Annotated in this window: 16 protein-coding genes; 3 read left to right on the forward strand and 13 right to left on the reverse strand. The window is 69.0% G+C overall.

Going from position 1 to position 19,407, the window contains the following annotated elements:
- Positions 1-1,324 (reverse strand): hypothetical protein (locus ACWC2T_RS18370; RefSeq protein ID WP_450671367.1); only part of this gene is annotated, 1,324 nt, incomplete at its 3' end.
- Between the two features lie 224 nt (positions 1,325-1,548).
- Between ACWC2T_RS18370 and ACWC2T_RS18375 the strand changes: the two genes are divergently transcribed.
- Positions 1,549-2,748 carry an IS110 family transposase gene (locus ACWC2T_RS18375; protein WP_450671368.1) on the forward strand — a complete coding sequence of 400 codons (1,200 nt, stop codon included), beginning with the start codon at positions 1,549-1,551 and terminating at the stop codon, positions 2,746-2,748.
- Positions 2,749-2,756: 8 nt separating this feature from the next.
- Here the strand turns inward: ACWC2T_RS18375 and ACWC2T_RS18380 are convergent, their stop codons facing one another.
- From ACWC2T_RS18380 to ACWC2T_RS18390, 3 genes are all read right to left on the reverse strand, one after another.
- Positions 2,757-3,401, reverse strand: coding sequence for a WhiB family transcriptional regulator (locus tag ACWC2T_RS18380; RefSeq protein WP_450671369.1), 645 nt, complete (start codon positions 3,399-3,401; stop codon positions 2,757-2,759).
- Between the two features lie 158 nt (positions 3,402-3,559).
- On the reverse strand, positions 3,560-4,243 hold the full coding sequence (locus ACWC2T_RS18385) for a zinc finger domain-containing protein (RefSeq protein WP_450671370.1): 684 nt from the start codon (positions 4,241-4,243) through the stop codon (positions 3,560-3,562).
- A 3-nt stretch (positions 4,244-4,246) separates the two neighbouring features.
- The gene (locus ACWC2T_RS18390; protein ID WP_450671371.1) at positions 4,247-5,158 is read right to left on the reverse strand and encodes a helix-turn-helix domain-containing protein; all 912 of its coding nucleotides are present in this window, start codon (positions 5,156-5,158) and stop codon (positions 4,247-4,249) included.
- A 1,324-nt stretch (positions 5,159-6,482) separates the two neighbouring features.
- On the opposite strand from ACWC2T_RS18390, the gene ACWC2T_RS18395 reads away from it, so the two are divergent.
- Positions 6,483-7,874 carry a helix-turn-helix transcriptional regulator gene (locus ACWC2T_RS18395; RefSeq protein ID WP_450671372.1) on the forward strand — a complete coding sequence of 464 codons (1,392 nt, stop codon included), beginning with the start codon at positions 6,483-6,485 and terminating at the stop codon, positions 7,872-7,874.
- A gap of 97 nt (positions 7,875-7,971) precedes the next feature.
- Positions 7,972-8,379, forward strand: a complete 408-nt coding sequence (locus ACWC2T_RS18400) for an acyl-CoA thioesterase (protein ID WP_450671373.1) — start codon at positions 7,972-7,974, stop codon at positions 8,377-8,379.
- A gap of 139 nt (positions 8,380-8,518) precedes the next feature.
- Here ACWC2T_RS18400 and ACWC2T_RS18405 read toward each other — a convergent pair whose 3' ends face one another.
- The 9 genes from ACWC2T_RS18405 to ACWC2T_RS18445 form a co-directional block, all read right to left on the reverse strand.
- On the reverse strand, positions 8,519-9,355 hold the full coding sequence (locus tag ACWC2T_RS18405) for a GNAT family N-acetyltransferase (RefSeq protein WP_437076931.1): 837 nt from the start codon (positions 9,353-9,355) through the stop codon (positions 8,519-8,521).
- Between the two features lie 68 nt (positions 9,356-9,423).
- Positions 9,424-10,389, reverse strand: a complete 966-nt coding sequence (locus ACWC2T_RS18410; protein WP_450671374.1) for a bifunctional class I SAM-dependent methyltransferase/NUDIX hydrolase — start codon at positions 10,387-10,389, stop codon at positions 9,424-9,426.
- 245 nt (positions 10,390-10,634) lie between these two features.
- Positions 10,635-12,539 carry a methyltransferase, FxLD system gene (gene fxlM, locus ACWC2T_RS18415; RefSeq protein WP_450671375.1) on the reverse strand — a complete coding sequence of 635 codons (1,905 nt, stop codon included), beginning with the start codon at positions 12,537-12,539 and terminating at the stop codon, positions 10,635-10,637.
- A 20-nt stretch (positions 12,540-12,559) separates the two neighbouring features.
- Complete coding sequence (locus tag ACWC2T_RS18420; protein ID WP_450671499.1) at positions 12,560-14,521, reverse strand: ATP-binding cassette domain-containing protein; 1,962 nt, start codon at positions 14,519-14,521, stop codon at positions 12,560-12,562.
- 487 nt (positions 14,522-15,008) lie between these two features.
- A complete protein-coding gene (locus tag ACWC2T_RS18425) occupies positions 15,009-15,797 on the reverse strand; it encodes a 3-deoxy-manno-octulosonate cytidylyltransferase (protein WP_450671376.1) in 789 nt (262 codons plus the stop codon).
- A 22-nt stretch (positions 15,798-15,819) separates the two neighbouring features.
- Positions 15,820-16,386: an NUDIX hydrolase gene (locus tag ACWC2T_RS18430; RefSeq protein WP_450671377.1), complete on the reverse strand. Its 567-nt coding sequence runs from the start codon at positions 16,384-16,386 to the stop codon at positions 15,820-15,822.
- Positions 16,387-16,390: 4 nt separating this feature from the next.
- The gene (locus tag ACWC2T_RS18435) at positions 16,391-17,512 is read right to left on the reverse strand and encodes an adenosylhomocysteinase (protein ID WP_450671378.1); all 1,122 of its coding nucleotides are present in this window, start codon (positions 17,510-17,512) and stop codon (positions 16,391-16,393) included.
- Positions 17,513-17,538: 26 nt separating this feature from the next.
- Complete coding sequence (locus ACWC2T_RS18440; RefSeq protein ID WP_450671379.1) at positions 17,539-18,519, reverse strand: NAD-dependent epimerase/dehydratase family protein; 981 nt, start codon at positions 18,517-18,519, stop codon at positions 17,539-17,541.
- Positions 18,520-18,574: 55 nt separating this feature from the next.
- Complete coding sequence (locus tag ACWC2T_RS18445) at positions 18,575-19,405, reverse strand: aminoglycoside phosphotransferase (RefSeq protein ID WP_450671500.1); 831 nt, start codon at positions 19,403-19,405, stop codon at positions 18,575-18,577.
- Positions 19,406-19,407: the final 2 nt, after the last annotated feature.

Consider the following 19,407-nt stretch of genomic DNA (forward strand, 5'->3'; position numbering starts at 1 on the left):
CGGTGGTGTCGGTCACCGTGTCGTTCGGTCCCCGGTCCCCGGTGGTGTCGGTCACCGTGTCGTTCGGTCCCCGGTCCCCGGTGGTGTCGGTCACCGTGTCGTTCGGTCCCCGGTCCCCGGTGGTGTCGGTCACCGACTCGTCGGTCCCCGGTCCCCGGTGCCATTCAGGGCGTTGTGCAGGCACTTCATCGACCAGGAGGCCGGTCCCCGAGCGGCTCTCGTGCTCCTCACCGGGCTCCGCGTTCACTGCCTTGGTCCCCGGCTCGTGGGTCCCGTGAATCGAGCCTCGGTCCTCGGTCCCCGCTGCCCGGTCCTCGGTCCCGGGGTGCTGCTTGGCGTTCTCGGTGTTTGGTCCCCGGTGAGGTTGCAGTCCCCGGTCCCCGTTCCGAGTGACGACGATGTGGGGACCGTCGTTGGCCGAGCTGCTCTCGGTGCTAGCGGCGGGGACCGTGGTCGCCATCTCGCCGGAGCGCGGTGGGGACCATGGGGAGGGCAGCGGGACGGTGGCGAGCGCGAGCGCGTGTCGGCGGGCGGCAAGCTGGGCCAGTAGCTCGGCTCGCTGGGCGGGGACGGTGGCGACCGAGGCCCGGCCGATCGCTATCGACAGCCGCCGGGTCAGGCGCCGACCCCGTCGACTCTGCCGCTGCTCGGCTGTGAGTTCGGCAAGCCGGGTGGCCAGGGCCACGGCGCGGGCGGTGGCGCGGTCACGGGTGATCTGCGCAGCGTTGCGGTCCCGGGCGGCGATGCCAAGTCGGGACAGCAGGCGCTCGCGTGCTTCTCGCCCGAGAGTGGCGATCAGGCCGTGGGAGGCGGCACCAGGGGTGCGCAGGCGCAGCTCGATGCCCATGGCCAGGTGCCAGAGCATCGCCGCCATCACCGGTCCGACGAAGGCGCGGACAGTGCCTCCTACGGGACCGCTCTCGGCGTAAGCGGGGATCACTTGTACTCCGGTGATGAGCCACACCAAGGTGCCCGGCAGTCCAGGAGCGCCCTGGGTGTTCAGGTTCTGCCGGGCCATCAGGGCGGTGGCGAACAGGCCCAGTTCCGCGGCGGCGAACATGCTGGCGCGTTCGGCCGTGCCGGCGATGTTGAGATAGTCGGCGGCGAAGCGCCAGCTGGTGTCGGCGCTGTAGGCGGTGCAGCCGAGCGCGGCCAGGGCGGCGACCACGACCGCGGCATTGCCGAGTCGTTTCTGCGGGTTCTGTGCCCGTCGCCGGAACGCCCAGCCGACCAGGGCCAGGGCCAGCGCGGCGGCGGGGACGCCGAGGGCGAGCAGGTGGGAGAGGTCGGGGCTCGCACCGAGGGACAGGGAAGGGTGGGTCATGCGGCCCTACCTTCTTTCGCACGGCCCGGTCGTTCGCGACGATGGGGTCGCGCGAGCGGGGCAGGGATGGGTTTCATGCTGGCTGCCGTCGATGGCTGGAGAGGCTGTTCCCCCTGCCCCGCCACTTCTTCCGGACTGCTGATTAGGCTCTGCGGACCATCGCTTAGTAGGGCGAGGACAGGCGGAAGAGGTCGCGCCGCACATTGCACGGCGAGGGGAGCGTCATGACCGCCACCGCAGGCTTCGACATCGGCAAGGACTTCCACTGGCTGGCCGCCATCGACGACCGCGGCCGGCCACTGCTCAGCCACCGGGTCGGCAACGACCCGGAATCGATCGAGCAGGCCGCCGGTGAACTGCTCACCGTCCAGGCCGAACACGACGGCCTCACTGTCGGGCTGGACCTGTTGGGCGGCATCGCCGGACTGCTGACCGCCATGCTGCTGGCCGCGGACCTGCGCTGCGTCCACCTCCCCGGCCTGGCCGTCAACCGCGCCCGGCGTGGCACCCGGGGCGGAGAGAACAAGTCCGACCCGCGTGATGCCAAGGTGATCGCCGAACAGGTCATGCTCCGCGACGACCTGCGGCCCATCACCCTGCCCGAGGAGGCCACCGTCGAACTGCGGCTCCTGGTCAGCCACCGCACCGTGATGGCCAAGGAGACCACCGCCCGCATCAGCCGCCTGCGCGACCTGCTGGCCGGCATCCACCCCGGCCTGGAACGCATGGTCGACCCGACCCGGAAGACGAGCCTGCTGCTGCTTTCGCGCTACGTCACCCCTGCCGAGATCCGGCAGGCCGGCGCAGCGCGGATCAACAGCTACCTGAGCCGGCACGGCGCCTACCGCCCCACCGCCCAGAAACTGACCGAGGCAGCCGTCGCGGCCGCTCACGCCCAGAGCACCAGCGTGGTCGGCGAACGCCGCACCGCCCAGCTCATCCGCGAACTCGCCACCGACCTCATGGTCGCCAAGGACCGCGTCAAGGCCCTGGAGGCCGAGATCGAGGAGCTGGTGGCCGAGCACCCTGACGGGGCCCTCATCCGCAGTCTGCCGGGGATGGGGGCCGTCCTCACCGCGGAGTTCATCGCGCTGGTCGGCGGCATCGACCGGTTCACCAGCCCCGACGCCCTGGCCGCTGCGGCCGGCCTGGCCCCGGTCCTGTCCCAGTCTGGAAGGATCCGCTACTCGCGCAGCGCCACCGGCGGCGACAAGGCCCTCAAACGCGTCTTCTACCAGTCCGCTTTCTGCGCCATCCAGCGCGATCCCGTCTCCAGGACCTACTACGACCGCAAGAGAAGCGAAGGCAAGCGGCACCACCAGGCCCTGATCGCCCTCGCCCGACGCCGCGTCAACGTCGTCTACGCCATGCTCCGCGATCGCAAGCCCTACGAAGGACGTCCCCAACTCCGCCTCATCGCTTGACATCAGCATTAGGCAGCCTTTCCGAGAGGGGCGTGCGCCGAGGCCGGCGCCACCGGGCGGGTGACGGGCTGCTGTGTGGCGGGCCGGGCGGACCCAGGTCGGCTGGCCTTGCTGGGTGCGGCCTTCCTCTTTGCGTCCTTGCGACGAGGTACGCCGAGGGTGCGGTCGCGGTCGAAGACCTTGTTGGCCGCCTGCCGCAGCAGGTCCCGGGCGTGCTTGGTGCCGATCTGCAGGGCGACGGCGAGCCGGTCGGGTCGCCATCCGCGGACATAGGCGTGGTCGATGACGACCTGCCGCTCGGCCTCGGTGAGGTGGACGTCGCGGCCGTTGAAGAAGGCGATCACGCGGCTGTAGTCGAGGCGATGGGGCAGTCCCTTGTGCCAGGGTTCGCGTTCTTCAGCGGTCAGCCCGCCCCAGACGCCCTCCTTGAGGTCGTTCTCCAAGGCGTAGTTGAGGCAGTCGCGGCGCACGGGGCACATGGCGCAGAGTTCCTTCGCGTCGGCGATGGCCTCGTAGTCCCGGGGCAGGGGAAAGAAGGTGGCGTCGGCGTCGTCGGGGTCCATGCCGTGGCAGGCGCCGTGGGGCTGCCAGCTGGTGTCGCCGATGCCGCGCAGGCCGGTGGCCGGCGTGGTGTGGGTGGTGATGTGGCGCAAGGTGGTCTCCGGTGTGCTGCCGCGCCGGCCGACAGCAGGTCGGCGTGGGTGGACGCGGCGTCGGGCGCCTGCTGCGGCGCGGGACAGGGGCGCGGCAGCAGGGGCGGGACGGTGGTGTTGCGCGGGTGCACCGGACGGTGCACCGTCGTGCGAGTCGGTCAGGCCAAGGCCGCGTGCTTGGCGGCGGCGAGGTCCAGTCGGCAGTGATGCGGGGTGGCCCGCGGGGCGCTACCGCGTGCGAAACCGTCGGGGTCGACGCGCCGGCGACGGCACGGCTCGCCGACCGGTGCCTCGCACCAATCGCAGCGCACCGAGAGAGCGTCGGGCTGGCCCTGGGCGAGGGCTGCCTCGCGGGCGGCGCGGGCGCGACGGAAGGGCGCGAGGGCAGCCCTGGCCTCCGGCGGAATGCAGGAGCCGACTTCCTTCAGCCGGGCTTCCAGCCTCGGGCTGACACGGCTTGCGGCCAGCTGCCGGTACATCACCGGCTGGGCGGAGCCGGTGGCGACCGCACGGCGGGTGCCGACCAGTTCAGCGGTCCATGCCGCCTGATCGTCGGGGTCGGCCGACGGGGTGGGGTCGGTGTGCCGGTGCAGGCGGTCGCGCTTGTAGCTCTCCCACGGGCGGGCGATGTCCGCGGGCAGGATCTGGTACGGCGAAACGCGGATGTGGCGGCGGGCGACGACGCAGGCGTCCCAGCCGTGCGGCGTGGCCAGCGGTACCTCGTCCAGCAGCTCGTGCCACTGGGCGAGCTGGTCGCGGGCTTCGCCCTGGTCCGTGCGGATGGTGCGGGGGTCGAGTCGGCCGATGTAGGCCAGCAGGGCGGCAGTTTCGCGGCGGTCCATGGGCTACTCCGTTCCGGTCGGCGTCGGCTCGTTGAGGGCGGCGAGGAGAGCGGCTGTGTGGGCCTCGGCGCGGGTCATGCCGCCCGTCGGGGCGTGTCCGCTGCCGGGTATGGCGTAGAGCTTCGGGCGGGCCGGAGCGTGTTCCCGGGCGATCCAGGAGCGCCAGTCGGCAGCCCAGGCAGCGGGCGGTCGGGGGGTGTGCCCGGCGCGGTGGGCGCGCCACTTCGCGTCGGCTGCTCGCAGGCCCTCCTCGCCGAGGCGGTCGAGGTGGCCTTGCTGGCGGGCCCAGGTGTGGCTGGCTGCGTCGACCTGCCAGTCGGCAGCCGAGGTGACGGCAGCACCACTACTGCTGCCTTTCCGGTTCAACTTAGGTTCTCTACGGTTCTGTGTGTCGGATTCCGTACCGTGCTGGGGTCGGATTCCGGCAAATCGAGGGGTCGGAATCCGATGCGAGGGGCCGGATTCCGTACCGGCCGGATTCCGGCGGGAGGGGCCGGATTCCGCACCCTTCTTGAGCCAGATCCCGTACCGCCGCAGGCCCTTCTCTGCCTCCTCATCCAGCTCCGGCACCGGGTCGGAGCCGGCCGGCGGCTCGACGTACGCGTCCGGGTCCTCGCGTCGAGCGTCGGCGACCTTCGCCAGCCACGCGGCAGCCCGGGGCAGCCGGTACACCGTGGTCCGTTGCGGGCCCTCCAGGTGCCCCAGCACCCGCAGCTCGCCGCTCTTGTCGAGCGTGACCAGCGCGTCCCGTACCGCCGTCCGGCTGGCGTTCGTTCGCTCCACCAGACTCGTCAGCGAGGCCCAGGCGACGCACTTGTCGTCGGCCACCCGGTCGGCGATCGACAGCAGAACCAGCCGCGCGGTGCCCCGGCTGGAGCTGTGCTCCCACACCCACTCGCGTGCGTTGACGCTCATCGGACACCCCCGGCCGCGACGCCCGGCTGGCTGTTCGCCGAGGCCGGGCTGGCGTGAAGCGTGCCCAAGCGATGCGACGCCAGGGCGAGGGCGGATGCCGCGCAGGCCGGATGACGGGGCCTTTTGCGTATGGCGGGAGGCATGGAAGAATCCCCTTTGCAGTGTTGCCACGCTGAAGCGCCCGTCGGAAAGGGATCAGCGTGGTGATGGTGGGCAATCTCCGCCCTCTCGGGCCTAGCCGGGCCAGATCGGGGCGGTACGTGCCGCTACGCGTTCGGCGTCCAGGAGTAGCCGCTCCTGGGCGCCGTCGCTGTATACGGACCTGCGCGAGTCGTTGGGTTCCTGCCCTCCTCCTCACGCTCTCTGGGCCCCAGGCGGGGTGCCCGGGGGACGACGAACATACGCACGGACCCGTGTCAAGATCCAGAGTTGGCTCTAAAACTCTGTACTAGTCGCAGAGAGTGATGGGGTCGCACGTCAGGTCGGCTGGTGGCGATCGGCCAAGCACTGCTGAGCCGCCGTGGGGCGGCTGCCGCGATTACCCGCAACGCCTGTAGACGCGGCAGTGCAATTCGAGGCACTAAAATCTGCGTCGATAATATTGCGTCAATTGCGGCGCATGCGTCGCCTTCGGAGTGTCGAATGACGAACCACTAAGCGTCGCGCTGCGAGTACTGCTATCCGGCCGTGTGGTCCTCGACGGATGTTCCAGCTGGCATCGATGTCGGCAGGCAACCGACTAAGTGGTGGGCGCAGGCCGAACGGTCCGAGCGTCCCGGCATGTTCCTCACTGCGAACCCCCTTGTGTCTCATGCCACATTGCTGGTCGGAACTGCTGGCCAGAGCGATTTAAGTCAAGCCCGTCCGAGCACGTCAACGGCAACTATTTGTCCAGTTTGGTATAGTACGTCGCTAGGGTTGCGTGGTAGTTGGTTCATACCTACGCTGCCGTAACTCGAGCCTGAAATAAGGCAAATGCTTGCAACGGAGCCAACTGGATGCCCGGTCGTGAGTGTGGTCTAGACCGCCCACTGCTTCGCTCAACGAAAAGCGGCAACGTTTTGCCGATTTGCCGGCCGCCTGCATGGGTGGATCTTGAGTTGTGTCCGTTTGGGGCATGAACGTGCCACCATGTCGCGCCTCGTTTGTTCGACGTTGAACCATGGGGCCGTCTTCCATGGCGACCCACCCGGATCAAGATCACTTAGGGATTGCGTATGGTTCTTCCGGGAGGCGAAGGGTGGGCCCAGCGGATTCGCTGCCGCTTGGGTCCTTACGTGCGCCCGGAAAGAAGCGTCTCCTGATAGTCAAAGGCAGGATTTTCGTGGTCACGCAGGAACAAAAGCCCAGCGGCAATGACGCTCTGGAAGAGGAGATTTCGGAGCGCGGTGACAGCGGACAGCAATTGGCCGGCCACTACATGGGCTTCGGTGCCCTCCTGCGCAGGTGGCGCAAAGCGGCAGGGGTAACGCAGTACCGGACGGCCAGGGCTCTGGGCATGAGTGAGCGCACGTATCGCAAGATCGAACGTGGCGCGACGCCACCCCGGCTGTCCCGCACGCAGTGCGAGGCCCTCTCCGAGCTACTTCGGCTGGACCGCGACGAGCGCCACGCGCTGCTGCTCTACAACGTCGGCTCGATGCTCGTTCCGCCGAGCGGGTCCGGCCAGCCGGAGCTGCAACAGGCTTTGCGTCTGCTCATCGACCGGCAGATGCCCAGCCCCGCGTACTTGTGTGACCAGCACTGGAACATTCTGGCCTTCAACACGGCCATGGCGGAGTGGTGGCCGTGGGTGATGGAGCCGGGCGCGAATCTCATTCGGTGGGCTCTGACAACGCCGGAGGCCCGCGCTCAGTACCAGGACTGGGACAAGCACGCCTCGGCGTATGTGAAGATCCTCAAGTTCGCCCAGGCCACCAGGCCGAATGATGCCGAGCTGCGCCGGCTGATCGAGGACGTCAAGAAGGACCCCGATGTGCGGCACGTCTGGGAGACCGAGCACGACATGGGGGAGACCCGCGATGGCCATGTCTTCCGGATGAACGTGCCGACGCTGGACTGGGAGACGATCGAGGTCGTCAGCCACGTCCTCTATCCGGCGTCGATGCCCGACTGTCGCTTCGTCGTGATCACCTGGATTGAAGGCCACGGCGACGACGAGCGCGACGCGCTCGGCGGCGTCCGCGACGCTTGGGCAACAATGACCGCGAACGAAAACGACGTGGCGACGGCACAGCGGCACGCGCAGAACCGTGCGGCCGAGGACGCCGCCACCCGTTGGCGAAGGGAAGCGGCAACCCTCGCGGCCCGCATGGTTGTCGCCACTGCAGACGAAGCAGCAGCACTAGCGGGGGACAACGGCGTCCCCCTGCCGGCCATCAGCGGGACCGTGGGTTCCGACGTCCACCTGACGCTTGCGCCGGACAAGCGCACCGTGGTCTGGGCCACCGAAGAGACGACCGGTAGTTGGTCCGTCACCCATGTCTCGCCGGCCACCGTTATCGCTCGCGTGCCCAGGCACGCGGTAGAGGGCGCGTGCCTCCTTGAGATGCGTCAGCTGGTGCGCGCTGCGCTGCCGGCCGATCCTGCGGCGGCAAGCGTTCGCATCGGACAGCTCCTCGACGAGCGCGACACCGAGCAGCGTGTGCTCCGCGATGTCCTGCAGCAGGTTCAGGAAGGCAATGCCGAGTCGCCGAAGAGCTGCATGGCAGGCTGAGGGACCGCGATGGACGGCCTTGCTCAGAGCCGCCCGCCGACAGCATCAGTGGCCCCCATGCCATCTGCCCCCCCACACACACAGGAAGACCTTTCTCGTGAAGAAGTACACCTATGCCCTCCCGTTGCGCTGGGCCGACGCGGACGCGTACGGGCACGTCAATAACGCTCTCTTCCCCCGGTACATGGAGGAGGCGAGGACCCGGATGTTCCAGGAGATGCTGCCTACCGACGAGGCCGGACGCCGCCAGCACGCGTTCGTGGTCAGCCGTTCCATCGTGGACTATCGCGCTCCCCTGTCCTACCGCGAGGAGCCCGTGGACGTGGACGTCTGGGTCGTCGCCTGCCGGGGGGCGAGGCTGGAACTTGCCTACGAAATCCGTGACGCGGACCATCTGTATGCCGAAGCCACGACCTTGATGGCCGCGTACAACCTGGAGACCGGCAGGCCGCGGCGGATCTCTCAAGCCGAGCTGGACTTCCTCGCTCGCTACACCGAGTCCTGAACCGCTGCGCTGTCTCTGCATGCATGCAGGCCCCGGCTGACGACGTCCAGCCGGGGCCCATGCGTCTCCGGCCGCATCCGTCACTGCCGGGAGAGGCGGTTGAGCACGTCGAGAAGCGGGAGCACGTGGCAGGGCTACGTCAGCGAAGCAGCTCGTCGCCGGAATCCTGTGACGGAAGGAACTTCGCGGCTTTTCGGGCCAGAACGGCAGTGAAGTATTCACGTGCGTCGGGACGCAGTCGTGCGAGGGCGACCATGCCAGTGATGACAGCGTCGGCCACCTCGTCTTGGACGTCTGTCCACGTGTGGCTGTGCCCTTTTCTCGGGTTGGTGCCCCGGGCTCCGATGACGGCCTGCGCAGCCTCGCCAACCTCTTCCGCGAGCTTGAGCACTTGCAGGGTCCATTGCTCCTCTGGCGCGAGTCCGTTCTCAGCATCGAGACGGCTGAACGTGTCAGCCAGACGCTGGATCGTGTCCCAGTCGTCGGTCAGAGCGCCGCACCTGTGCTGACCGCGGGATTGCGGAGGTAGTGCGGTTCTGCGCATCAGTGCTGGATCGCTGACGAATCCGAGCCCCTCGTACAGAGACCTGGATTCATCACTGGCGTGCAGTTCGAAAAGGGTGATGTCTTCCTGCTCCAGGTCGTTGAGGAGCGCGGTGAGGGCGGCTTTGGCGTAGCCGCGACGTCGGTACCCGGGCCGGGTGGCCACGGCTTGGATGCGTGCGGCCAGTCCCTTGGGATACCGGGGTGCGGGCAGTACGGGGCTGACGAGTGCCAGGGCGCAGGTGACGAGTCCTCCCTCGGGTGCTTCGACGACGTAGGCCCGGGCATCGCCGTGAGCCTCGAGGCGTTCGGTCAGTTGGTCTCGGCACAGGGCCAGCCAGTCAGGGGTGAGCGGCTGGGAGAGGATCAGTTCGGACCGCAGGCGGGTGATGCCTTCGGCATCGGCGGGCGTGGCACGGCGTGGAGTGGTCACGGGATCGGTCCTGTTGATTCGGCGATGGGTGAGGCGGTAGGGGGTTCACCGGGCGAGGCCCGCCTCAGTCAGGGCTGGGATGACGCGGAGGCGGTGGTGTGCGGGTCGGTGATGGGCGAGAAGCAGCGGGCGGGGGCGTGGTCGATGGGGAGGTCCGGGCGCCAGGCTGTGAGGATCTGGGCGCTGCATTCGAACAGGTCCGGCGGCAGGGCATCCAGCGGCCACCAGCGCCAGTCTCCGACACTCTCGCCAGGTTGGTCGGCCGGCTCGCCTTGCCAGTGGGTGACGAGCGCGCCGAAGGTGATGCGGACGACGTCGCCGATCTGGTCGAGGAACATGCCGAGAAGACGGACGTCGGCCGGGTCGGCGCACAGACCGGTCTCCTCGGCGAGTTCGCGCACGACTGTCTCTTGCAGTGACTCGCCCGGCTCCACGGTCCCGCCGGGCAGCTCCCGTGTGCCCAGCCGGTGTCGGCCGAGGAGGAGGCCCTCGGGTCCGAGGAGCACTGCCCCGACGCCGACGGCCGCATGGGCGACGGGTGGCTTCGCGGTGCGGGGCCGGGCGGTGATCCGGGCTGGCCGGTGGACCTTGAACAGTCGGTAGGAGGCGTGGTTGTTCTTCTCCGGCGCGTCGAGGACGGTGATGCCCTGCACGCGGAACCCGTAGTGCACGAGCAGGTCTTCCCACAACTCGGGTGTGAGCACCCACATGTGCACGGTGAGATCGTCGCCGCCGGCCAGGCGCAGGATCTCCGGGCGTGGGGTGACGGTCGAGGTGGGGCCGTCGCCATCGGAGTTGGTGTGCAGCACGGTGAAGTACAGCCGTCCGCCCGGTTTGACGGCGGTCGACAGGGCGGCCAAGAGCCGGTGCGGGTCGAGGAAGTGGAAGGTGCTGAGGGAGTAGATCACGTCGTACGGGGCTGTCGTGCCCAGGTACTCGACAGCGTCGGCGTGCACCAGCCGCAGGTCCGGTACATCGGCGTAGCGGGCACGCGCTCTCTCGATTTGGCTGAGGGAAGCATCGACGCCGTCCACCTGCGCTCGGGTAGGTGCGGGCCAGGTGGGCGGCGTGCCGACCAGGGCCGCAGCCGATGTCCAGGACCCGCAGGCCCTCGACGTCCCCGAGGAGGGCGTCCCCGGGCCCGTTCGCTGCAGGGCCCCAGCTGATCCGTTCCACTTCCGGCAGGGGAGTGGCGCGCTCCAGGTGGTGCTTTCCATAGGTGTCCCAGGCGAGGCGGGTCTGATGCTCGATGTCCAACACGTCGACCTCCGTGCTCAGTTCAGGGGCGGAGTGCATAGCAGCGCAGCACGTCGAGATCGGCGGTGCGTACTACGGACCAGCTCGCGGTGAGGATTTCGGCCTCGGCGGGTGTGATACCGAGGTGCCTGTACGGATCGTCCTCCTCGCGGCGGCCGGCGAGTTCGGTGACGACCCAGAAGGTCCCGCCGGGCGCCAGGACCTGTCGGACGCGGTCGAGGAAGGCCGCCTTGTCGTCGATCCACCGGTAGACCAGGCGGCAGGTGACGATCGCATACGCGGCATCCGGCAGGGCGCTGAGGTCGTCGGAGACGAAGTCCATCAGGTGCCAGGCCGGCCCGTCGCCCCGCTGGGTGTTGCGGGCCGCGGCGATGGCGCTGGGCGCGAAGTCGATGCCGATGGTGCGGTAACCGAGCTGGTGAAGGTGGCGGGCGAGTGAACCCTCGCCGGTGCCGATGTCGAGTGCCGGGCGTCCGTGGCCCGGTCCGACATGGTCGGCCAGCATCGCTGCCTCGGTGCTGGTGACCTCGCGATACCGGCGTCCGCCGGCCCAGAGCGGCTCCCAGTAGTCGGCGGTGGCCGGCACGGTCGCCACTCGGCCGCTTTGCGAGCGGGCAGGACAGCAGGGCTCATGGTCTTGGGCGTCGGCAAGGGCTGCAGGCGCTGCTTCGCCGGGAATGACGGGCCAGTCGATCTTGATCCGAGTGTGTTTCTTATGGAACACGTGCAGGCCGTCGGTATAGGCGCCGGTCGGTCCGGTGGCGTTCTTGGGCTGGACCGTGATGTGCGGGCAGGGTGCGGCGCGGTGGTTGCGCTGCCAGTGCCGGACGTGCTCGGCCATTTCTGTGGCCGCCAGGTGACCGGCCGGTCCATAGCCGTGGATGACGAACTCGTAGGCGCCGTTGCCGTTTTCGCCGTCTCCGATCCGCTCGTGTGCCAGACGGGCGAGTGACCTCCCACGCACCATGGCCGCGCCGGGCCAGTGCGGGGGTGGGGGACTGACGAGGCCGGTGTCGTGGTCCGGGTCGACGGACAGGCGGCAGAAGCCGGGGAGAGCCCCGGCCAGATAGAGGGTGAGGGAGTCGAAGGGTTCCTCACCCCCGACGGTGACGTGCGTACGGACCGTTGAGGGCGCCATACCGAAGGCCGGGGCCAGCTGGTCGACGGGCATGGGCGTTCCGTCCTCGAAGGCAAGGCGGATGCCGCAGCCTGGGATGGTGCGTAGATTCGGTTCCCATGCGCCGACGCCTTGCATGGGGACGAAGCCGCACACGGTGAGTGGCTCCTCACTGATGAGCGCACCGTCGTGTTTCGTGAACCCAATGGACCAAACGTACTGGTGGAGGCGTAGCGGGGCGACGAGGCGTCCGCCCTCCGCGACCATGGTGATCCACGGCAGATCCCAGGTGTCGACCGTGACGATCACCGCGTCGAATCCGCCTTCGGGGACGACATCGGCGGGCAGATACTCGGCGTCCGCGGTGAAGACACGGACACGGTCGTATCCGGCGGCAGCGAGGAAGCGGGCGGCGCGGTCGGTGACGTCTGGGTCGATGTCGACGGTGGTGACCTGTCCGGTCGGGCCGACCAGTTCGGCGATCAAGGCGGCGTTGTAACCGCCAGAGCCAACCTCCAGGACACGGTCGTCCGGCTGGATGCGGGCCGCTTCGAGCATCACGGCCTGCAGCCATGGTGCGCTGACGGAGCTGCTGATCCGGCCGTCGGGCGTGTGACGGGTGGGGATGATGTCATCGGCGTACGCGGTCTGCACGGGCACGTCCGGTGCGAAAGCATGGCGGGGAACCCTGCGCAGGGCGGCCTCGACACTGGCGGTGCGGACGTGGCCGGCCGCGAGGAGCTGATCGACGAGCCGGTGCCGCAGTGCACTGGGATCGTGTTCCTGCGCGGTAGTGGGGGGAGCCGTCACCCTGGGGCCTTTCGAACGGGTCATGCGGGATCTGCGACGGTGGGGGAGCCGGGGCGGGGGATGGTGCCCGCGGGGGCGTACTGGGCGGCTTGCGCGTCGAACATCGAGGCGTAGCGCCCTTGGGCGGCCATGAGTTCGTCGTGGCTGCCGTGCTCTACGAGGCGTCCGTGGTGCAGGACGTAGATGCGGTCGGCGTGGCGGACGCCGGACATGCGGTGGGTGACCAGGACGACGGCCCGGTTCGGGGCGGCGAGCCGGCGGATGCGGTCGAAGGCGGCGATCTCCGCTTCCGGGTCGAGGGCGGAGGTGGGCTCGTCCACGATGAGCACGCCGTCGGCATCCGAGGTGGCGCTGCGCCAGTGGGTCCGGGCGAGCCCGATCTTCTGCCACTCGCCGCCGGACAGTTCGCTCGCGCCGCGGAACATCCGGGCCAGCAGGGTGCGCAGCCCTTCGGGAAGTTTTGCGATGACCGGTCCGGCACCCGCGTAGTCCACCGAAGGCTGCAGGTGCTCGGGATCGGCCGGCCGGGCGGGCCGGCCGATACGGATGTTCAACGCCGCTGTCACGGGCCAGCGTTGGAAGTCCTGGGTGAGCAGTGCGACGCGGTCGAAGACCTGGGAGCGGTCCAGGGAAGCGATGTCCGCTTCTCCCCACCGCACGGTCCCGCTCTGCGGCAGCAGCAGGCCCGACAACACCTTCATCAGCGTGCTCTTGCCGGAGCCGTTCTCGCCGACCACGGCGGTGACCGAGCCCATGGGCAGCGTGAGGGAGACCTCGTCCAGGGCGGGGGCTTCCCGGTCCGGGTAGCGGTAGCTCACTTTTTCCAGAACGACCTGCCTCACCCGCGTCGGAACGGGATCGCCCCCGCTGGGAATGGTGCGCCGCGCCGCCTCGTCCAGGAAGCGGGCGTGGTCGCGGACGTAGAGGGACTCCTCGTGCAGCTGGTTGATGTTCATCACCAGCGCGCCCAGGCTCGCCGAGCCGGACCGGACGGCGATGACGGCGGTACCGGCCACGGCCAGACTCATGTGCCCGCTCATGATCAGCCAGAACATGGCCGCGTACGTCGCCGCCATGGCGAGCCCGGACAACGCGGCGGCCACCCACTCGGTGACCGCCTTGCCGACGGCCAGCCGCTCCTGCTCGGCCTCGGCGCTCTCGGCCATCCGCTCGTAGCGGCTGAGCAGGAACGGCCCGACGGCATGGATGCGCACCTCCTGCGCGGCGGAGCGCTCGGTGAGCAGGTTCCCGATGAGGCGGCTGGCCCGTACGTGCTCGACCCAGGTCATCACCGACACGTACCGTTCCTGCGCCACCCGCATCGCGCCCCAGCCGCGCGGCGCCGCGATCAGGATCAGCAGCGGCAGCAGCACCGGGTGGAGGATGGTGAGGACGCTGGCCGTGGAGATCAGGGAGATGGTGCCGTTCAGCGCGGCCACGCAGGCGCTGATCATGCGGCGGGCGGATGCGGCGCCGTACTGGGCGACATCGATCAGGCGTCGGAACTCCGGGTCCTCGATGGCCTCCAGCTCCACCGACGCGGCTGCGGCCAGGTACTGGGTCGTGGCGATCCGCTCGACCAGCGGCTCCAGCCGGCCCGCCCGCGAGGTGGACCAGCCGGCCAGACCCGAGTTGACCACGGCCGCTGCTGCGGCGGCGACCAGGCCCGGTAGCACCGCGTGCAGCCGCTGCTCGGGGGTGCCCGAGCCGAGCAGCGCGTGCATGACGGCGTTGACCGCGAGCAACCCGACCGCCGCGGCGACACCCTGCCCGATCTCGCTGACGGCGACCGTGAGCAGCGCGCGGCGGTCGGCACGCCACGCCATCCGCAAGGTCGCCCCGACCAGACCGGGCATGGAGCGCAGAGCCGACATCATCGTCAGGTCGAGCCGGGCACGCTCGTGTTCCGACCAGCCCAAGTCGTAGCGCAGAGGACCGCCGAAAAGCTCCTCCTCGGCGTCGGAGACCTCCGGCTCCGCCATCCGCACGCGTCCGAAGAACCTCTTCACCGGGCGCCTCCCGGCTCGGAGCAGCTCAGCGACCGGAGAGCCGGCGTGGGCAGCCACCGCCCCATGGTGGCGACCGTGATCATCCGCACAGAGGCCATGCCGCCGGACTCGTCGCGGTACGAGTACCCATCCCCTCGTGCCACGTTATGGGGAGTCGCATGTGCTGGTGTTCTGGCCGAAGTCAACGTGGTCCCCCTTGACGGTTGTGCGGCTGGTTCGTGCGGCTCAACGAGCCGGCCGGAATTTCGAACACATGTGTTTCGGTCGTGTTGGTAACCCTGGGATTCAGCGCGCGCCGGAGCTTGCGGGTGGCATCGACCCTTGCGGCCCCAGGGTCAGAGGTCGGAGCGGCGGTGGCCAAAACGCCGAGCATGCTGCTGCGGCGCCGGGGACGGGCGCGGTCTCGTCGAAGCGTGTGAGCAGAGCGCCGGATCCAGGGAGCGGCGGTCGACCGCGGTCATCAGGAGAAGCGGGCGATCGCCCGCCCGGTGTGGGTCCGCAACAAGGTGCCGGCCCTCGCGAGGTCCTCGGGAGTGTCGACCGCCAACCCATCGTCCGCGACGCCGAGCATCCGTACGTCGTGGCCATGCTCGATGAAGCGCAGCATCTCCACGCCTTCGGCACGTTCCAGCGGCCCCTGAGGGAGACGCCGGAACGTGTCGAGGGCCGTTCGGGTGAAGCCGTAGAGACCGAGCTGACGCAGGTACCTCGGCCGGTCACCGCGCGGGTAGGGGATCGGCTGCCGGGAGAACATGAGGGCGTTGTGCTCGGCGTCGACGACGACCTTGACGACGTTGTGGTCCAGGACGGCACTGGCGTCGTCCAGCTCCGTGTATGCGTTCACTGCCAGGGCTCTGGGTGCCAGGTGCTCCATGGCTTGGGAGACAGCGTCAATCGCGGTGGGGGAGATGAACGGCTCGTCCCCCTGGACGTTGATGTAGGCGTCTGCGGGCAGGCGTTCTGCGCACTCCGCGACGCGGTCCGTGCCGGTGAGGTGTTCTCCGGTCCGCATGCACTCGATGCCCAGGCGGTGGCACACCTCCTCGATGCGCTCATCATCGGTGGCGACCACCACCCCGTCGAGGCGCTCTGCCTCCAGGCAGCGCTGGTGGACGTGCCACAGCAGCGGCTTGTCCCCGAGCTGCGCAAGGGGCTTTCCTGGAAATCGGGAGGCTCCCCAGCGGCACGGGATGACCGCTATGTGGTGGCGGCGCGCGGTGCTCGGCGGTGCGGCGGTGGTGACTGCCACGGCGTACTCCCGTCGGTGAGTGTCAGGAATGGGTGGGGCGGGGGAGGAGGGCCAGCTTGGCGCGGACGGTCGGCGAGGCAGAGTCCTCGAAGGACCGCCACTCGTATCCGCTGACCTCTTCGGTTTGAAGCGTCACGGCGTGTTCGGCCCGGAGGAGGAAGGCCCAGCGGAAGTCGACGTGCTGGTGTGCCGGCTCGCCCTTCGCGGGGTTGGCGGCGATGTCGTGTACGTCGATGTCCAGCGGCACGGTCTCAAAGCCGGGGAGGGGGACGACGGCATCGCGAGGAATGCCGGCTTCCTCGCCCAGTTCACGAAGGGCGGCACCGGGAAGGTCTGTGTCCCCTGGCTCGTTGTGGCCGCCGGGCGCGAGTGCCTTGCCGGTGGCGTTGTGCTGGATGTGGAGCACCTGGTCGTTGCTGTTGATGACGATGGCGCTGGAGGTGACGTGTGTGGGAAAGGTCTTGCGGCTGGTCGGATCGTCCCCGCCGGTAAGGGCGACGAAGAGCGCAGCCAGGGCGTCCCGCTCGGACGGGTGGTGGGTGAGGTACCCCTCAACGGTGGCACGGATGTGGTCGGGGGAAGGCGGCATGGAATCACCTGTCGAAGTAGTCGAACCAGATCCTGGCGATGGCCTGGCGGTCGGGTGCGGCCATTTCGTGGAGACCGGACTGGAAGCGGCCGTGGCTGAGGGCCGCGGTGGCGGCGAGTATCTCGGCCTGAACGAGATGGATGTATGAGCCGACGGCGGCGCCGTGCACGAAGTTGACGGCGCCGCCGTCAGCGAGGACGTAGAAGTAGTGGCCCGTGATCTCGTAGCGCGTCAGATGCTCGCTGACCGGGGTGCGCTTGTAGAGGCCATGGAGGCTGCCGAGTTCGAGTTCGTCCTCTGAGGACGTTACCGAGGCGAGGTACGCCCCGTTGCGCAGGGCGGAAAAATCGCCCTGGCGGAGGGCGAGGTTGCCGGTGGCACACAGGACGAGTTCCGCCTCCCGCAGCGCCTCGGCCGTCGACGCGCTCGTACGGAAGCCTTGGGAACGCGCCTGCACTCTCTTGACTGGATCGGTGTCGTGGACGGTGACGCGTAGGTCTTGGGCGCGCAGCGTTTGAGCGATGGCCCGGCCGACCTTGCCGAACCCGATGACGCAGGCATTTCGGCTGGTCAGAATGTCGCCGCGGGCGCGTACGAGGGCGTCGGTCGAGAAGACGATGGACCGGCCCACCAGGTGGTCCTCGCAGTCCTTCAGCGGGGAGCGGGCCACCGAGACGACCGGGCAGGGCAGGCGGTCGAGTGCCGCGTACCGCTGGTGTCCGTTCTCGGTGTCCTCGACGACGCCGAGGACACGGCCGGAGAACTTCTCTACCAGGGTGTCGAGGCACGGCGCGAAGTAGCCGCCGATGTCTATCAGGATGACGTTCCGGCCGCCTGCTGTGTCCTCCAGGTACTCCAACGCCCAGGTCGAGTCGGCAAACAGTTCTCGGTTCAGGTCATGGACGGTGAAGGCACGTCGGACCTTCTCCAGCGTCGGCTGGTCGACGGACCTGGGCTTGGGTAGTACAGCACCGACCGTGGACGTCGCGGCCATTGCGTGGAGGAACGCCGGCCGCTCGGAGAGCAGGTGCGTGATGATCAGGGTGGTGACGTGCTCGCCAGCGGGGAACCGTGTTGTGATCTGCCGGAAAAAGGCTTCCAGTCGCGCCCTTTCAGGACTCTCCACTGCAACTCCTCCTGGTGTCCCGCTGGTTATGCCGCGTGGCCGTACGCGGCGGTCTCGGCGGCCAGCGCCTGCATGTGAGCTCGCATGCCGTTGTGAAGGTCGACCTGGGGCTGCCAGCCCAAGACCTCATGGGCGCGGCCGGGGTCGGCGCGGGTGGTGAGGACGTCGCCGCTGCGGGGGTTTTCGTGGTGAACCTGGATCTCGCGGCCGGAGAGGCTGTTCGCGATGTTGATCACTTCCAGCAGGGAGGCGCTGGAACCACCCCCGACGTTGATCACTCCGCTGGCGGTCGGGATCGTGGCCGCGGCGATGGTGGCGGCGACTGCGTCGTCGATGTACGTGAAGTCCCTGCGCTGGTGACCGTCTCCGTACAGACGTAGTGACTGGCCGGTCAGGGCGGCCGTGAGGGCGCGGTGCGTGAACATGTCGGGGCGCTGCCGGGGGCCGTAAACGGTGAAGTACCGCAGAGCGACGACGCTGGTGGGGCAATGGGCCTGGGCGGAGTGCGCGAGGCAGAGCTGCTCCTCGGCGAGTTTCGTGACCGCGTACGGGGATGCCGGCTGTGGCCGGTCGGTTTCTACGCTCGGACCGCCCTCGGTGGGGCCGTAGACGCTGGAGGACGAGGCCACCACCAGCCGGGGAACACCCATACGGGTGACGGCGTCCATGACGCGGTGGGTGGCGAGGACGTTGGAGGCGACGTACTCGCTGAACTTCGGCCCCCAGGAGGGGCGTACCCCGGGGATGCCGGCCAGGTGAAAGACGGCGTTCGCGTCCACGAGTAGCGGCTCGATCGCGCAGTTGAGGAGGTCAGCGGTGACGTGCATGTACCCCGGGAGCCTCTGCAGGGCGGCCAGGTTGGCTGCGGCCGTGGGGTCGGTGGCAGGGTCACGACGGTCGACGCCGACGACGACGGCGCCGGCCTGGACGAGGGCCTGCGCGAGGTGGGAGCCGATAAAGCCGGCGTCGCCGGTCACCACAGCCCGGCGGGGCACGGTGGTGGTCATGTGGGATGCGTGCTGTGACACGGAGTTCTCCAGGAATTCCGGGGAGGGTTGTGGTTCAGGCGAGCCGGGCGAGAACGGTGCGGCCGTGGCTGCTGAGGGCGAGATCGTCCTGCTCGTGTCCGCGGACCAGGGCGGTGACCGCCTCGATCGCACCGAAGGACTCCAGCAGTCGCTGTTCGGTGTCGTTCAGCGGCGTTCCGTATCCGGCGAAGAACGCCGTGCGGAGGTGGGGAGCGGCCTGCCAGCGGCGGAATTCGAGCCGGGCGAAGTCGCGGATGCGGGCGTCCCGGCGCATGTGCTCGAAGTCGCACATTCCGAAGGCGTCCCCAAGGAGCCAGTTCCGCGGCTGGTAGTCGAGGTGGCACACCGCGCTGTCCATGAGCGTGTTCGCCAGGACGTCCGCGCTGTGGCTCATGCGGTCGCGTTCGGCTGTGGAGATGAGGCCGGCCCGGTCTGCACGGGCGATCCAGTCGCGTAGCCGCTGGGCGAGTTCCGTGCCGACGGCGCCGGTACGCGGTACCGAGGTGGCGTGGTGCAGCTTGCCCAGGACGCGCCCGGCCTCGTAGTGAGCCTGTTCCTCCTCCGGCGACCCGGGGGCGACCGCATCCGCCCGTACGCCGCGCACCGCGGTGAGCAGCAGGGTGCATGTTCTGTCCTGCCGGCCCACCACTTGGGGGACGTGCCCGATCAGGTGAGCTCCCCAGGCGAGATAGGCGTGGAGTTCTCGGGTGTATCGGTCGCGTTCGCTGTGCTGCTTGGCGAAGAACTCATTGCCGTCGGCGTCGACCAGACGCAGGACTCGGGGCGGGAGAGTCGGATCCTGCACGATCCGGACCGCTCCGAGCGCGCCCTGTGCCAGGCTCAGGCGCGGATCACCGGACAGCATGA

It is taken from the genome of Streptomyces sp. NPDC001393 (genome assembly GCF_053597455.1).

What these genes read in the sequence shown, in the direction of transcription:
- ACWC2T_RS18390 (WP_450671371.1), bottom strand. Translation starts at nt 5,158, where the DNA reads ATGAGCGTCAACGCACGCGAGTGGGTGTGGGAGCACAGCTCCAGCCGG.
- ACWC2T_RS18420 (WP_450671499.1), bottom strand. Translation starts at nt 14,521, where the DNA reads ATGGCGGAGCCGGAGGTCTCCGACGCCGAGGAGGAGCTTTTCGGCGGT.
- ACWC2T_RS18385 (WP_450671370.1), bottom strand. Translation starts at nt 4,243, where the DNA reads ATGGACCGCCGCGAAACTGCCGCCCTGCTGGCCTACATCGGCCGACTC.
- ACWC2T_RS18445 (WP_450671500.1), bottom strand. Translation starts at nt 19,405, where the DNA reads ATGCTGTCCGGTGATCCGCGCCTGAGCCTGGCACAGGGCGCGCTCGGA.
- ACWC2T_RS18375 (WP_450671368.1), top strand. Translation starts at nt 1,549, where the DNA reads ATGACCGCCACCGCAGGCTTCGACATCGGCAAGGACTTCCACTGGCTG.
- ACWC2T_RS18430 (WP_450671377.1), bottom strand. Translation starts at nt 16,386, where the DNA reads ATGCCGCCTTCCCCCGACCACATCCGTGCCACCGTTGAGGGGTACCTC.
- ACWC2T_RS18440 (WP_450671379.1), bottom strand. Translation starts at nt 18,519, where the DNA reads ATGACCACCACCGTGCCCCGCCGGGCTGTGGTGACCGGCGACGCCGGC.